The sequence below is a fragment of the Myceligenerans salitolerans genome, from assembly GCF_017349295.1.
Lineage (GTDB): Bacteria > Actinomycetota > Actinomycetes > Actinomycetales > Cellulomonadaceae > Myceligenerans > Myceligenerans salitolerans.
Genome location: NZ_JAFMPK010000044.1, coordinates 112781 through 128546, shown reverse-complemented (window position 1 = coordinate 128546; position 15766 = coordinate 112781). Strand labels below are relative to the sequence as shown.

General features: G+C 71.6%; 11 protein-coding genes. 7 read left to right on the top strand and 4 right to left on the bottom strand.

The genetic code is table 11. From position 1 onward, the window contains the following. Positions 1-18: 18 nt before the first annotated feature. Both J0911_RS11665 and J0911_RS11660 read left to right on the top strand, forming a co-directional pair. Complete coding sequence (locus tag J0911_RS11665) at positions 19-1362, top strand: 3-oxoacyl-ACP reductase (RefSeq protein ID WP_207275610.1); 1344 nt, start codon at positions 19-21, stop codon at positions 1360-1362. After that, the gene (locus J0911_RS11660; protein WP_307865048.1) at positions 1359-2384 is read left to right on the top strand and encodes a MaoC/PaaZ C-terminal domain-containing protein; all 1026 of its coding nucleotides are present in this window, start codon (positions 1359-1361) and stop codon (positions 2382-2384) included. Before J0911_RS11665 ends, J0911_RS11660 begins: the two co-directional genes overlap by 4 nt. 27 nt (positions 2385-2411) lie before the next feature. Here J0911_RS11660 and J0911_RS11655 read toward each other — a convergent pair whose 3' ends face one another. Beyond that, a complete protein-coding gene (locus J0911_RS11655) occupies positions 2412-2744 on the bottom strand; it encodes a hypothetical protein (protein ID WP_207275609.1) in 333 nt (110 codons plus the stop codon). 311 nt (positions 2745-3055) lie between these two features. Next, positions 3056-3808 (bottom strand): DUF2599 domain-containing protein, encoded by a 753-nt coding sequence (locus J0911_RS21120; RefSeq protein ID WP_207275608.1) that lies wholly within the window; start codon positions 3806-3808, stop codon positions 3056-3058. Positions 3809-3911: 103 nt separating this feature from the next. Here J0911_RS21120 and J0911_RS11645 point away from each other — a divergent pair, with 103 nt between their 5' ends. Further along, positions 3912-4550: a DUF222 domain-containing protein gene (locus tag J0911_RS11645; protein ID WP_207275607.1), complete on the top strand. Its 639-nt coding sequence runs from the start codon at positions 3912-3914 to the stop codon at positions 4548-4550. Here J0911_RS11645 and J0911_RS11640 read toward each other — a convergent pair. Then, positions 4499-5263, bottom strand: a complete 765-nt coding sequence (locus tag J0911_RS11640) for a T6SS immunity protein Tdi1 domain-containing protein (RefSeq protein ID WP_207275606.1) — start codon at positions 5261-5263, stop codon at positions 4499-4501. The two genes, J0911_RS11645 and J0911_RS11640, sit on opposite strands and share 52 nt — an antisense overlap. Before the next feature lie 365 nt (positions 5264-5628). Between J0911_RS11640 and purL the strand changes: the two genes are divergently transcribed. Beyond that, the gene (gene purL, locus J0911_RS11635) at positions 5629-7950 is read left to right on the top strand and encodes a phosphoribosylformylglycinamidine synthase subunit PurL (protein ID WP_207275605.1); all 2322 of its coding nucleotides are present in this window, start codon (positions 5629-5631) and stop codon (positions 7948-7950) included. Between the two features lie 152 nt (positions 7951-8102). Further along, positions 8103-9797: an RNB domain-containing ribonuclease gene (locus J0911_RS11630; RefSeq protein WP_207275604.1), complete on the top strand. Its 1695-nt coding sequence runs from the start codon at positions 8103-8105 to the stop codon at positions 9795-9797. A 38-nt stretch (positions 9798-9835) separates the two neighbouring features. Here J0911_RS11630 and J0911_RS11625 read toward each other — a convergent pair whose 3' ends face one another. Continuing rightward, positions 9836-10951 carry an endonuclease/exonuclease/phosphatase family protein gene (locus J0911_RS11625; protein WP_207275603.1) on the bottom strand — a complete coding sequence of 372 codons (1116 nt, stop codon included), beginning with the start codon at positions 10949-10951 and terminating at the stop codon, positions 9836-9838. Between the two features lie 37 nt (positions 10952-10988). Between J0911_RS11625 and J0911_RS11620 the strand changes: the two genes are divergently transcribed. Both J0911_RS11620 and J0911_RS11615 read left to right on the top strand, forming a co-directional pair. Continuing rightward, positions 10989-11357, top strand: coding sequence for a sterol carrier family protein (locus tag J0911_RS11620; protein ID WP_207275602.1), 369 nt, complete (start codon positions 10989-10991; stop codon positions 11355-11357). 271 nt (positions 11358-11628) lie between these two features. Continuing rightward, on the top strand, positions 11629-15666 hold the full coding sequence (locus J0911_RS11615) for an ExeM/NucH family extracellular endonuclease (RefSeq protein WP_307865047.1): 4038 nt from the start codon (positions 11629-11631) through the stop codon (positions 15664-15666). Positions 15667-15766 lie beyond the last annotated feature (100 nt).

Below are 15766 nucleotides of genomic sequence, written 5' to 3'. Positions count from 1 at the left end.
ACGATCCAAGAGGGCACCGTGACCGACAGCTACACCCGATTCGCCAACGGCGGCCTCAAGCCGCTCGTCAAGAAGCTCGGACTTCCGCAGCCTGCCATCCTGCGACGCCACAAGCCCGGCAGCCCGCTCACGGTCGGCCCGGTCCTCGTCGTGTCCGACGACGCCTCCGCGGCCGACGCCGATGCCGTGACCACCGTCCTCACGAGCTGGGACCTCGACGTGCGGCGCTCGCCGGAGCTTGCCGAGGGGGAGAGGTTCGGCGCCGTCGTGCTCGTGCTCACGGGCGCCGAGCATCCGCAGGACGTCTCCGCGGCGGTGCTCACCGTCGGCGGCATCCTGCGCCGGCTCGCCGGCAACGGGCGCGTCGTCACCGTGTCCCGCGCCCCCGCGGCGGGGGATGCCCCGGCGCTCGCCGCGGCCCGCGCGGGCGTCGAGGGTTTCGTGCGTTCCCTCGGCAAGGAACTTCGCGGGGGATCCACGGCGAACGGCGTGCAGCTGGCCGACGGTGCGGCCGTCGACTCCGTGTCCGCCGTCGCGACGCTGCGGTTCTTCCTCTCCGCGAAGTCGGCGTACGTCGACGGACAGTTGCTCCCGGTGGGGCCCTCGACCTTCTCCGGTGACATCGACTGGGACCGGCCACTGGCGGGCAAGGTGGCGGTCGTGACGGGGGCGGCCCGCGGGATCGGTGCGGCCATCGCGAGGACGATGGCCCGTGACGGCGCCAAGGTCGTCGTCGTGGACGTGCCGCCGGCAGGTGAGGCGCTGTCCGCCGTCGCCAACTCGGTCAACGGCGTGGCGCTCCAGCTCGACGTCACCGCCGAGGACGCCGCCGACAAGATCCTGGCCGCCGCGAAGCCGCTCGGCGGACCGGACATCCTGGTCCACAACGCCGGCATCACCCGGGACAAGCTGCTGGCCAACATGAAGGCCGACCGCTGGGACTCCGTGATCGCCGTCAACCTCGCCTCCCAGCTGCGGATCAACGCCCGTCTCCTGGAGCGGGGCGTGGAAGGGCTGCGGATCGTCTCGCTGGCGTCGACCTCCGGCATCGCGGGCAACAAGGGGCAGACCAACTACGCCTACTCGAAGGCCGGTGTCATCGGTCACACGGCGGCCACCGCTCCGCTGGTCGCTGCCGCGGGAGGCACGGCGAACGCCGTAGCACCGGGCTTCATCGAGACGGAGATGACCGCGCGGATCCCGTTCGCCACCCGCTCGGTGGCACGGATGCTGCCGTCACTGGCGCAGGGCGGGGAACCCGTCGACATCGCGGAGGCGATCTGCTTCCTCGCCTCCGACCCGGCGTCGGGCGTCAACGGCCAGACGCTGCGCGTGTGCGGCCAGCACCTGGTGGGCAAGTGATCGCGGTGACCGGTGCCGGTGGCGTCGGATCGGTGGCCGGCGCCGGGGCCCCGCCGTCCTACGCCGTCACCGAGCTCGCCGAACTGCCCGCGCTCGGCGGCCTGTACGCGCGGGGCGCGGTGGGCTCCGTGGCGAAGCGTCCGCGGGCCGACGTCGCCCTGCCACCGGCGGCCTACCGTGTCACGGACGTCGACACCACCGGAACGGGCCCCCGGCTGGCGGCGTACCAACGAGTGGTGGGCGAGCCGGCGTCCGACGTGCTGTCGGCCGGCTTCCTGCACGTGCTCGCGTTCCCGCTGGCGACCGCCGTCATGGTGCGGCCGGACTTCCCCCTCGGGCTCCTCGGCATGGTGCACCTGCGCAACGCCGTGCGCGTCCTGCGGCCGGTTCGCCTGGGAGACGACGGCGTGGAGGTCACGGCCTGGGCGGAGAACGCGCGCGCTCATCGGCGGGGTGTGCAGGTGGACCTGGTCGCGGAGATCCTCGCGGCGGGCGAGCTCGCCTACCGCGGGGTCTCGACGTACCTGGCCAAAGGATTCACGCTGCCCGGCGTGGGGGCCGCGGAGCCGGGTCGGCCGGGCGGCTCGGCCGACGACGGCGCCCGGCCTCGGACGTCCGGCGCCGGGCGGGACTCCTGGGTGCCTCCGCTGCCGACGGCGCGCTGGCGACTCGGGAAGGACATCGGCCCGGCCTACGGGGCGGTCTCGGGCGACCGGAACCCGATCCACCTGTCCTCCCTGGGGGCGAAGGCCTTCGGGTTCCCGCGGGCCATCGCGCACGGGATGTACACGGCGGCGCGGGCGCTGGCCGAGGTGGGCCCGGCCCGGCGTGGTGACGCGTACGAGTGGACCGCCGAGTTCTTCAAGCCGGTGCTCCTGCCCGGCTCGGTCGACCTCGCCATCCGCTACGCGTCGGACGCCGGTGCCGACGTCCTCCCGGGCTCGGCGGGTGGTTTCGTCTACGACGGCTGGCGTACCGGCCGAGCCGTCCGCCACCTGGCGGGGGCCGTCGCGCCGCTCTGAGCGAAGCGCTCAGAGCGGCGACGGGTGTCAGGCGGCGTGGGGAATGGTCCGGTCCCGATCCAGCGCCAGGAGCGCCGGCGCGGGCGCCGGAACCGGTGTCTCGTCGGTCGCCGCAGGAGTGTCCAGCTCGTCGAACTCGTCCTCGAGTTCGACCGTCGGGCGGACGACGGGACCGCTCAGGGTGACGGGTGCGATGGTGGGCGCCGGTTCCGGCACGGTGAGAGCGACGACGGTCGCTCCTCCCACGCCGAGAAGCAGTGCGCCGGCGGCGAGCATCCACTGGCCGTATGCGAGCGTCAGGCCGAGGAGTACACCACAGCCGATCGCGACGATGGTTCCCAGGGCGAGTACACGAGTCATGGGGAGCCCTCCCTGCCGAAGGTTCTGCCGTGCCGGTGTTTTGTGACCCCTGCACGGGGCTCCACGTGGTCTGGGGACGCGGGGGTTGTGCTTGCCACGACCCGAGGGCCGTACAAGGACCAGCTGGGGGGTTGCTGTCGACGTCCTTCCGGTGCCGCGACGCCCTCTGCCGACGTCCGCACCTCCTTCAGGAAACCTGATCACAGCTTGGCTCGCACGCCGAATCGAGGTGTGCTAAGTCACGATCCCATCACAGCGGCGTGTCGTCTTGTGAGGGTGGTTCCCTATCGGTCGTTCGCCCCACCGGTGGACTACGAATCCGTCGGGTTGCACCGTGCGGCGATCGTTCCGAACATCCCGACATCGGGCCGCCATGGCTCCAGGTTCCACGAAGCCTTGTCGGGCGCGCCGAGGTGGTGACAGGCCAGCTGGTCGCGCATGGTGTCGCTGTCCGTCTCGGGCTCCGCCGCGGCCAGCTGAGCAGCCAGGAGGTCGAGCGTCGCCTCGCCGCCGCCCCGCACCCACGACGCGGGGACGACGGCGAGGGACAGGCCGCCCTCTCCCTCCCGCTGAGCCCAGGCCGTCGAGTCGAGCGCGTCGTCGCCGAGCGTGAGGACGGTGGCGCCCCGCGAGGGGGACCCGGTGCCCCCGGCCGTTTTCTCGCCTCGCGCCGCGGGTGTCAGGGCGGCGACGGGCGTGCCGTCGCGGAGCACGGTGACGCTGCGGTCGCCGTGCTCGGTGACCTCCGCGCCGGGAGTCCCGGTCCCGTAGGCGGGGGCACCGGACGTGGTGATCGTGCGGGTCCCGTCGGCGCGCTGGTCGCCGACGGTGACCTCGGCGGCCGTGATCTCCAGGTCGACACCGGCGACCACGACGGAGTGGCGGTGCGGTGGCGTGGGATCGGCCGGCGGCTCGGGCGCGACGGACCGGGTCGCCGCCGCCGTCCCCGTCGGTGCGGGTGCCGCGGAGCCTCCGGTGCCGTCGCCGAGTTCCGTGCGGGACGCGACGATCGCGGCCAGGACGAGGGCCGCGACCCCGAGGGCGACGACATGTGAGGCTCGCACATCGCCATTCTCCCCGAGTGTCGCGGTGGCGCTCCCCGAGGACCGGCGCTACTGTTAGAACACATGTTCGAACAACGTGGGAGAAGAGGCGAGCAGCATGGGCGTGAGTACCTCCATCAGCAGATCGGCCGCCGTGGCGAACGGTGCGGCCACGGCGGAGCCTGGGCGGGACGGATTCCGCTCGCTCGCGGAGGCGGTCGACGCGGTCGGGGCGGTGGAGGCTCTCCTGGCGTCTCTCGCTGCCTCGCGTGCGGTCCTGCTGCACGAGGTCGGCGCGTGGGCCGAGGCGCACATCGAGGAGATCCTGCCCGAGGGGGCGGACGGCGGTCGAGCGGTGGCCGGCGAGGTCGAGGGCGTCGCCGCCGGTGTGGTCGCGGGCCGGCTCGCCGACGTCCTGCGCGTCTCGCCGGAGGCCGCGGCGGGTCTCGTCGAGGAGTCACGCGCTCTGGTGCGCAGACACCCGCGAACCCTCGCCGCGCTGCGGGGTGGCACGATCTCCTACGGCCACGCCCAGACGATCCTCGGGTACACGTGCGGACTGCACCGCGGAGGGCGCGCCGCGCTGGAGACGCGGCTGCTGCGACAGGCGCGAACGGCAACCGTGGCCGAGCTGAGCCAGATCGCGCGGACGGAGCGGGAGCGTCGGCTGCGAGTCCCCAGAAGGCGCCGTACCGAGGAGGCCTCGGCGCGTCAGCGGCGCCAGATGTCGTCCCAGGCCGGCGGCTCGGCGGACTGCACGTAGGGCCGCGGGTCCTCACGCGGTGCGGGCGTGGCCGCGAGATGCTGGCCCGTCATGGGCGGGGGGTCGTACGCTGTCTGAGGGGCGTAGTGGGGAAACGTTCCGGTGTCGGCCATGTGGTGGGCGCCGGTCGCGACCCGCGAGCGGTCGCCGTACGGTCCGGTGATCGCGAACGATCCCGTCGGCGGATGCGGTTCGGCGTAGGCCGGATGCGCCGTGTCGACGCGCACCGGCGGTGCCTCGACGACCCAGTGCGTGGCCGACGGCGCCTGTGGTTGCGCCGCGGAGTGCAGCGGCTCCTGCCGGAGCTGCTCGTGCATCGTCCCGGCCCAGTTGAGCGCGAGGCTGAATCGCATCGTCGTGAGCCGGTCCGCCGTCATCTCACCGCCGAGTGCGGGATGGGGGTTGAAGGTGAAGACATCCTTGCGGCCCAGCCTCAGGCCACGCTGCTCCGCCTCCCGGACGATGTCGTCCATGAGGTAGGTCGCGCGGCCCTCGGGCGCCTCGAGCTCGGCGTACATGTCGACGGCTGTGGTCCAGCGAAGCTCGAGCGTCCCCTCCATCGTGTCCAGGAACCACCACCCCTCGAGCGACTCGAGGAAGACGTCACCGAAGCATGTGGTGAAGCGAGGGGTCTTGCCGCTGATACCCAGCCATCGCCAGGAGGCCAGCCCGAATCGGAAGGCATCCTTGGCAAAAGTGCGGAGCATCTGCATGGGCGCATCAAACCACTTTATGGTATGTGCGCGAAACCCTCTGGCCAGGACGGGTTTCTTCGGCACTCGGCAAGGTCGGCGAAGACCGTAAATCTCACATATCGGACCGTCCGTGGTCGGATGTGGTGTGCGCGACACCGTGATCTTGGTCGATGAGGTGTCTCACACTCCTCCCTCGATGTGGCGCACACCGTGGGCCTCGCGCCGCCCCACCGCCGATTCGCCACCTCTGACCTGGTGCGACGTGACGCAACGGCATGATCGGGGCGTATCCGTCCTGCGGCGGATAGACTGTGCGCGCGCCTTCCGCGCAACGTTCCCGCGCAGCCGTTGCACTGCGCTCCCCCACTGCACGCGAGGGATACATGACCGCGCCCGCGTCCCAGGCCGCCCGCCCCGTTCTCGACACGGTCGAGAACGCGAAGGCCACGCCCGAGGAGGTCCAGCCGTTCGGCGAGCTGGGCCTGAAGCAGGACGAGTACCAGCGCATCCGCGACATCCTCGGCCGCCGCCCCACGGCCGCCGAGCTCGCGATGTACTCGGTGATGTGGAGCGAGCACTGCTCCTACAAGTCGTCCAAGGTGCACCTGCGCAAGTTCGGCGAGAGAGTCACCGAGGAGATGAAGCGCAATCTCCTCGTCGGCATCGGCGAGAACGCCGGCGTCGTCGACATCGGCGACGGCTGGGCCGTGACCTTCAAGGTCGAGTCGCACAACCACCCGTCCTTCGTGGAGCCCTACCAGGGCGCCGCGACCGGCGTCGGGGGCATCGTGCGCGACATCATCTCGATGGGCGCACGGCCCGCGGCCGTCATGGACCAGCTGCGGTTCGGGGACGTCAACCATCCGGACACGCCCCGCGTCGTCCATGGCGTGGTCAGCGGAGTGGGCGGCTACGGCAACTCGCTCGGACTGCCCAACATCGGTGGCGAGCTCGTCTTCGACAGCTCCTACCAGGGCAACCCGCTCGTCAACGCGCTCTGCCTCGGCGTGCTGCGGCACGAGGACATCCACCTGGCGAGCGCGTCCGGCCCGGGCAACAAGGTGGTGCTCTTCGGGGCCCGCACCGGCGGCGACGGCATCGGCGGAGCCTCGATCCTCGCGAGCGAGACCTTCGAGGACGGTGTTCCCGCGAAGCGGCCGTCCGTCCAGGTCGGCGACCCGTTCATGGAGAAGGTCCTCATCGAGTGCTGCCTCGAGCTGTTCGGCGCGAAGGTCGTGGAGGGCATCCAGGACCTCGGCGCGGCAGGCATCTCCTGCGCGACCAGCGAACTCGCCTCGAACGGCGACGGCGGGATGCACGTCGACCTCGACGACGTCCTCCTGCGCGATCCCACCCTGAACGCGGGCGAGATCCTCATGTCGGAATCGCAGGAGCGCATGATGGCCGTGGTCCGCCCCGAGAAGCTGGACGAGTTCCTCGCCATCACGCGGAGGTGGGACGTCGAGACCGCCGTCATCGGCGAGGTCAACGACAGCGGCCGGCTGACCATCGACCACCACGGGCAGCGCATCGTCGACGTCGACCCGAGGACCGTCGCCCACGAGGGCCCCGTCTACGACCGACCGTACGCGCGCCCGGAATGGCAGGACGAGCTCAACGCCCAGGGGAACGCCGCCGTGGGCCTGGCCCGCCCCGAGTCCGGCGACGAACTGCGTGAGACGGCGCTGCGTCTCCTCGGATCCCCCAACCTCGCCTCCAAGGCGTGGGTGACCGATCAGTACGACCGGTTCGTGCAGGGCAACACCGCCCTCGCGCAGCCCGACGACGGAGGAGTGGTCCGCGTCGACGAGGCCACCGGTCTCGGCGTCGCACTCGCGACCGACGCGAACGGCCGTTACGGCAAGCTCGACCCCCGCACCGGCGCCGCGCTGGCGCTCGCGGAGGCGTACCGGAACGTCGCCACCGTCGGTGCCGAGCCGCTCGCGGTCACCGACTGCCTGAACTTCGGGTCGCCGGAGCACCCCGACTCGATGTGGCAGCTGGTGGAAGCCATCGAGGGCCTCGCCGACGCGTGCCAGACGCTCGGCGTGCCCGTCACGGGTGGCAACGTGTCGCTGTACAACGGCACGGGGGAGCCGGGGCAGATCGACTCGGCGATCCATCCCACCCCGGTGGTCGGCGTGCTCGGTGTGCTCGACGACGTCCGCACGGCGCTGCCCTCGGGCTGGCGCACGGAAGGGCTGTCGGTGATGCTGCTCGGCACCACACGCGACGAGCTGGACGGGTCGGCATGGGCCGACGTCGTCCACGGCCATCTGGGCGGACTGCCGCCGCAGGTGGACCTCGAGGCCGAGCGGGCGCTCGCGGCGCTGCTCGTCGCCGCGCGCAAGGACGAGCTGGAGGTCGCGGCCCACGACCTGTCGGAGGGTGGGCTCGCGCAGGCGGTGCTCGAGGCGTCACTGCGGTTCGGCGTCGGTGCCAAGATCGCTCTCGAAGGCGTGACCGGGCGCGACAAGGTGGATCCGTTCGTCGCACTCTTCAGCGAGTCGACCGCCCGGGTCCTGGTCGCCGTGACACAGGACCACGAGGGTGACCTCATCCATCTCGCCGACGAGTACGGCGTCCCGGCTCTCCGGCTCGGTGTCACGGGTGGTGACTCGGTCGAGATCGAAGGGCACTTCACGATCTCGCTGGACGAGGCACGCGAGACCCACGAGGGCACGCTCCCGAGAATCTTCGGCTGACCGGACGGGCGCGCTCGGCCGTGCGGGACGGCGGCGGATCCCTCGTCCGGCGAGGCCGCTGCGGGGAGGGTTCCGGCGACGGCACGGTCCTCGGACGGGCCGGGGTCCGCCGACAAGTCGCGAGTTTCGCCACACGCTGTAGTTTCGGCAGCATGCCGAACCGCCAGATGCGCATCGCACCCGCCGCGCCGGACGACGTCGTGAGCGCCCTCGCGGCGTTGCGTGCCGAGATCGGGCTCCCCGCGATGTTTCCCGCCGACGTCCTCGACGAGTCGCGTGCCGTCGCGGAACGCACGATCGCGCCCGACCCGGACGGCGGCCACGGTGGTCCCGTGCGGCAGGACCGCCGTGACATCGAGCTGGTCAGCATCGACCCGCCGGGTTCCCTCGACCTCGACCAGGCCGTGCACGTGGCCCGGTCGGGGGAGGGCTACATCGTCCGGTACGCCATCGCGGACCTCGGTGCCTTCGTCGAGCCGGACGGCCCGCTCGACGCCGAGGTCCACCGTCGTGGGCTGACGGTCTACGGCCCGGACACGAACACTCCTCTGCACCCGAAGCCCCTCTCGGAGGGCGCGGCAAGCCTGCTGCCGGACGAGGACCGGCCCGCCGCCCTGTGGACGGTCGGGCTCGACTCGCGGGGCGAGATCACGTCGGCGACGGTCGTCCGCGCCGTCGTCCGCAACCGCGAGCGGCTCACCTACGCGGAGGTGCAGTCCGCCCTCGACGACGGCACCGCGAGTGAGTCGCTGCAGCTCCTGGCCGACGTCGGACGACTGCGCCAGGAACTCGAGCGCGAGCGCGGCGGCGTCTCGCTGGACGTGCCCGAGCAGGAGGTCGAACGGGCCGACGACGGCTCGTTCGCGCTCAGATTTCGGCGCAACCTGCCGGTCGAGGGCTGGAACGCGCAGATTTCGCTGCTGACGGGGATGGCCGCGGCGACGATGATGCGCGAGGCGGGCGTGGGTGTCCTGCGGACCCTTCCCCCTGCCGAGGAGCGTGACATCGCACGGCTCCGCCGTACCGCGCGGGCGCTGGAGATCGACTGGCCCGACGACCTGCCGTACGCCGAGCTGATCAGGACGCTCGAGTCGCGGGTGCCGCAGGAGGCGGCGTTTCTCAACGAGGCCACGACGTTGTTCCGTGGCGCCGGCTACGTGGCGTTCGGCCATCCCGGAGACGACGGAGCCGGCCCCGTCCCCGTTCCCGCCGACACGCGCCACCACGCGCTCGCGGTCGACTACGCCCACGTGACCGCGCCCTTACGGCGGCTCGTGGACCGCTACACCACGGAGATCTGCCTCGCCCTGGCCGCGGGTGACCCCGTTCCGGACAGGGTGCTGTCACGGCTCGGGGCGCTCCCCGGGGAGATGGCGCAGGCGGGACGTCGCGCGGCGGAGTTCGAGCGCTCCGTGGTGGAGCTCCTCGAGGCCACTCTCCTCGCCGGCCGCGTGGGGGAGGAGTTCGACGGTGTCGTCGTGGAGGTCGCGGACGGCGGTGAGCGAGGGACGGTCGTCCTGTCCGCGCCCGCCGTCAGGGCTGCCGTCGTCGGTTCCGGCCTGCCGCTCGGGGAACGCGTCCGGGTACGGCTCGCGCTGGCCGACATCGAGACGCACACGGTCGAGTTCGAGTTCGTCGGTGAGCAGGCCGAGCCGGGCGAGGAGTCCGCCGAGACCGATCCGCTCCGGCCGGCGCGGGCGGCCTCGCTGAGGACAGCGCAACGGCAGGCGCAGGAAGAGCCGGAGAGCACCACGGGGACCCGGTCGCCCGATCTTCCGGCGTCAGGTGTCACCGCGGCCACCAGCGGGAACGTGCCTCTGCCGCAGGAGTGGACCAGGGCACGCTGACCGACACCGCGGGCTCGGCAGGCGCCTCGCCCGCGCGGTCACCGCACGACGATCGTCGACAGGACCGCGCGGTGGTCCGAGCCAGGGACGATGCGCGAGTGGACGTCCGCCACGCGCATCGAGGCGTCCACGACCACGTGGTCGACCGCGATGAGGGCGGGGACGCGTGTGCCCAGCACCGGAAGGGTCTTGCCCTCGGGCCAGGTGCGCTCCAGCCCGGCACCCTTGTCGCGCCAGGCGTCGTGGAAGCGGTCGCCGAGGACGTCACGGAAGGACGCGTGGTCGTACGTCGCGTTGAAGTCCCCGATCATGATCTGGGCGGTGGTGTCCGAGCGCGTCACCTGGCGCAGCTGTCGCAGCTCCTGTTTCCACGTCGCGATGTTCCCCGGCATCGGGGGTACCGGGTGGACGTTGCGGATCCGCACGTCCACACCCCCGACGTCGACCACCGCCGACGGCATCGCGAACGTCGACGACTCGCCTTTCTCCTGTTCCGTCAAGGTCAGCACCGAGTAGAGCCCGCTGCCCGCCGCACTGCCCGCTTCCACCTTCCCGGTCAGGCGGTTCGGCAGCACTTCGCCCATGCCCGCGGCTCCCAGCGCCTGCTCGAACTCCGGCGTGAGCTCCTGGACCGCGAGGACCTCGACACCCTCGGCACGGACCGTCCGGACGATCCATTCGGGGTCCGCAGACCCGTACAGCGTGTTGACCGTCATGACCCGGAGCGTTCCTTCGTCGAAGGGGTCCGCGGTGATCGCCTGCCGTTCGGCCGGAAGGAAGGCCGACGTCACGACGTAGCCGCCGACGGTGACTCCCACCAGCAGGAGGAGCGACAGCAGGTATCGCCTGCCCGTGACGGCGAGAACCAGCAGCGGGACGGCTGCGAGCACGGCGTACGGGAAGAACGGGACCAGTTGCGCGACGGGGGTGATCCCGTCGTCGGGCATCGCACGGGAACCGAGGACGGCGAGCACGGGGGCCGCGCAGATCCACAGGAACCAGGCGACGAAGCGCTGCCAGGCGCTCGGGCCGGGTCGCAGGTCCCGCCGGTGTGCCTCACCGTGGTCCGTCGGGCCGCCGAGGTCGCCGTAGCCGTGCGGACCGGGCTCGGGGAAGGCCGGCGGCGGCGCGTAGGCGTCGCTGTGGTGGGTCATTCGCGAAGGGTGCCACAACTTTCCCTATGCTGACCGCATGCCTACGCGTCGCCGTACCGACCCCGCGCGCGGTCGTGCCGCTCTGGTGGCGTGGGCCGACGGCTCGGCCGAACGCCGCGACGTCACGACTGCGGTGCGGTTCACGCTCGAGGAACTGGCCGAGGTCGCGCCCGGCCATGCTGTCGAGGTGCGTGTTCCTCCTGCCGGCGTGGTTCAGGCGGTGGCGGGTCCCCGCCATACGCGCGGCACGCCCCCGAATGTCGTCGAGACCGACCCCGAGACGTGGCTCGGACTGGTGACAGGGCGTGTGACCTGGACGGACGCGGTGGTCGCCGGATGGGTCACCGCCTCGGGCGAGCGTTCCGACCTCTCGGAGTTCCTGCCGTTGCGCCTGCGCGTGAGCTGACGCGAAACCGCCTCTCACGTGTGGATGTCGGTGTCCGCCACTACCCTCACGGTTGCGTGATGGAAACGGTGTTCGTCCGCTGCGCAGGGCGGTCTTCTCTCGCTCGTAACCGGTGGTTCACGGTGTGGTGGTTGATTTGACCCGTGTCAGGGCCCGGCAGTGTGTGCTCCTGCGGTGCGACGGGCCGTGGCGGCGCCGATCGACGTCGCGCATACCAGGCAGAGCTGTTCCCCCGGCCGCGTAGCGGCCCGCTATTGAAGAAGGAGTCAGCGTGAGACCCAGCACGCTCCGGTCGCCCCGACCGGTCAAGCGCCGGAGGGCCGTGGCGGCAGGCCTCGCGGCCGTCCTCGCCCTTCCCGCCACCGCCGTCTTCGCGTCGCCCGCCCTCGCCGACGAGGAGGACGTCACGCCGATCGCGGAGATCCAGGGCACCGGGGACACGTCCCCGCTGGCCGGACAGACGGTCACCACCCGTGGTGTCGTGACGGCGGCCTATCCGACGGGCGGGTTCAACGGCCTGTACGTGCAGACGCCCGGCACGGGCGGCGATCCGGCCGCCGACCCGACGCCCGGCGCGTCGGACGGCATCTTCGTGTATTCCGCGGCCGCGGCCTCGGAGCTCGCCGTCGGGGACTCCGTCGAGGTGACCGGCGCCGTGTCCGAGTACTACGGCCTGACCGAGATCACCCCGGAGTCCTGGACCGTGCTCGGCGACGGTGCTTCCGTCGAGCCGCTGCTCACGGGTTGGCCGGCTACCGACGCCGAGCGCGAGGCGCTCGAGGGCATGCTGCTGGCGCCCCAGGGCGACTTCACGGTCACGGACAACTACCAGACCAACTACTACGGCACGATCGGCCTGGCGGCCGGCGACTCGCCGCTGGTGCAGCCGACCTCCGCCGGACGCCCGCTCTCGGCCGAGTACGAGAAGCAGCTCGCGGACAACGCGGCCCGCGAGCTCCTGCTCGACGACGGCTCCTCGTGGAACTACAGCTCGTCGTCGAACACGTCGAAGCCGCTCCCGTGGCTCACCGGAGGTGCGCCTGTCAGGGTCGGTGCGTCGGTCGAGTTCACCACGCCGGTGGTGCTCGACTACCGCTACAGCGCCTGGGGTCTCCAGCCTCAGGGGCACCTGACGCCGGCGACGGCGGACGACGTCCAGCCGGCCGCCTTCGCGGACACCCGCGAGGCCGTGCCCGCCGAGGTGGGCGGCTCGCTGAAGGTCGGTACGTTCAACGTGCTGAACTACTTCACGACCACGGGCGACGAGCTCGAGGGCTGCACCTACTACAGCGACCGAGCGGGCGATCCCGTCACCGTGTCCGGTGGCTGCGATGCTCGTGGGGCTGCCGAGGACGAGGACCTCGCGCGGCAGCAGGCCAAGATCGTGGGCGCGATCTCCGCGCTCGGCGCGGACGTCGTCTCGCTCGAGGAGATCGAGAACTCCGCCCATTTCCTCGGTAAGTTGCGGGACCAGGCCCTCGCGGACCTCACCGACGCGCTGAACGCCGTCGACGGTGCGGGCACGTGGGCCTATGTCGCGTCGCCGGCCGAGGTACCCGCCGACGAGGACGTCATCCGCAACGGGTTCGTCTACCGCGCCGCCGTGGCCGAGCCGGTCGGCGAGTCGGTCGTCCTCCTCGGCGACGAGGCCTACGGCAACGCGCGTGAGCCGCTGGCGCAGGTCTTCCAGCCGGTGGGCGGCGACGAGGACGCGAGCGACGACGTGCTCGTGGTCTCCAACCACTTCAAGTCCAAGGGCTCCGTCGGGCCGTGGCCCGGCGACGAGGACCAGGGTGACGGCCAGGGGAACTCGAACGAGTCCCGCGTGCGCCAGGCGACATCACTCGTGGCGTTCGCCGAGGAGCAGGCCGCCGCGGCGGGCACCGACAAGGTGCTGCTCGTGGGTGACTTCAACGCCTACGAGAAGGAGGATCCGATCCAGGTCATGGCCGACGCCGGCTATGTCGACCTCGGAGCCGCCACGGGCGAGTACTCCTACAGCTACGACGGCCAGGTGGGCTCGCTCGACCACGTGCTCGCCTCGCCGGCCGCGGCCGAGATCGTCACCGGGACCGACATCTGGAACATCAACGCGTACGAGCCGGTCGCGAACGAGTACAGCCGGTACAACTACAACGCGACCATCCTCTACGACGAGACGCCGTTCCGGTCCTCCGACCACGATCCGCTTCTGGTCGGCCTCGACCTGGCCGGCGGCACGACCGACCCGGGCACGGCGACGATCGACCTGGTGGACATCAACGACTTCCACGGCCGGATCGACGGCAACACCGTCGCGTTCGCCGGAACGGTCGAGGAGATCCGCGCGGAGAACCCGGATGCGACGGCCTTCATCTCGGCGGGCGACAACATCGGGGCCTCGCTGTTCGCCTCGGCGCTCCAGCAGGACCAGCCGACGATCGACGTGCTGAACGCGCTCGGGCTGACCGCTTCGGCGGTGGGCAACCACGAGTTCGACCAGGGGATGGACGACCTCACCGGTCGCGTCACCGACGCGGCGGACTGGGACTACCTGGGCGCCAACGTCTACGACGAGACCACGGGCGAACCGGCACTGCCCGAGTACGTGGTGCGCGAGATCGGCGGGATCGACGTCGGGTTCGTCGGCGTCGTGACCGAGGAGACGCCCACGCTCGTCACCCCGTCCGGGATCGAAGGGCTCGAGTTCGGTAACCCGGTCGAGGCGATCAACCGCGTGACCGACGAGCTCCTCGACGGCGACGTCGACAACGGCGAGGCCGACCTCGTCGTGGCGATGACCCACGACGGCGCGAGCATGGGCACGCCGGAAGGAGCCACGCTCGAGGAGGAGGTCGCCGCCGGCGGCCCGTTCGCGGACATGGTGCGGAACACGGACCCGCGTGTCGCCGCGATCTTCACCGGCCACACGCACAAGGAGTACGCGTGGGACGCCCCGGTGCCCGGCACCGACGGCGCCACGCGGCCCATCATCCAGACCGGCGACTACGGCGCCAACCTGGGCCACGTGACGCTCACGGTGGACACCGAGACCTTCGAGGTCACCGACTACGCCGTGGAGAACATCGCCCGTACGGAGACGCCCGACGCCGAGCTGATCGCGACGTACCCGCGCGTCGCGGAGGTTGACACGATCGTCCGGGCCGCGCTCGCGGAGGCCGAGGAGATCGGCGCGCAGCCGGTCGGTGAGGTCACTGCGGACATCACCACGGCGTACGCCGGCGGCCAGTACACGGACGGCGGCTGGACCGGTGGCGACCGTGACGACCGCGCGTCGGAGTCGGCGCTCGGCAACCTCGTCGCCAACGCCCTGCGGGACTCGCTCGCGAGCGAGGAGCGCGGCGGTGCCGACCTCGGGGTCGTGAACCCCGGCGGGTTGCGCAACGAGCTCTTCTACGCGGCCTCGGGCGCGGAGGGGGACGGCGTGGTCACGTACGCCGAGGCCAACGCCGTACTGCCGTTCGTCAACAACCTGCACACCATCACGCTGACCGGTGCGCAGCTCGAGACGCTGCTGGAGCAGCAGTGGCAGACGGACGCGAACGGCGACCGCCCGTCCCGCCCGTACCTGGCCCTCGGGCTCTCGGACAACGTCTCGTACACGGCGTCCACCGACGACCCGAACGCCACGCCGGGTGACAACGTCTCGTCCGTCACCATCGACGGCGTCCCGGTCGACCCGGCGGCGGAGTACCGCGTCGCCACGTTCTCGTTCCTGACGTCCGGCGGCGACAACTTCCGGGTCTTCACGGAAGGGACCGACCTGCGGGACTCGGGTCTGGTGGACCGGGACGCCTGGATCGAGTACATCGAGTCGAACTCGCCGCTGTCGCCGTCGTTCGCGCGGACGCACGCCGTCGTCGACGCCCTGCCGGACACCGTGGCTGCCGGGGGCGAGGTGGCCGTCGAGCTCTCAGGTCTCGACCTCACCTCCCTCGGCGCCCCGCGCAACACCGCCGCGGAGGCGGTGCTGACCCCGGTCGGTCAGGACGTCTCCGACGGCACGTCACTCGGGACGTTCCCGGTGTCCGGCGGCAGCACCTCGGTCACCGCGACCGTTCCCGCCGCCACCGCCGCAGGCGACTACCTCCTGCACGTCGTCACGGAGCCGTCCGGTACCGACGTCGCGGTGCCCGTCACCGTCGAGGACGCCGCCCCGTCCGCGCCGCAGTGGCAGCCGTGGCGGCTCTACTGGTGGGGCGACCAGGTGATGTACCGAGGCCAGCTCTACGAGGCCAAGCGTCCGAACATCCACTGGGCGCCAGGCCTGCGCTGGTGGGCCAACCCCTGGGTGCCCGTCACCGGCTGAGCCCGACGCCAGGCCGCCGGCCGGCCGTGCGATGCGCGGCCGGCCGGCGACGTCGTCACCGGCTTCTCGCACGCCGCCCGTTCCCGGACCTCTTAGGCTG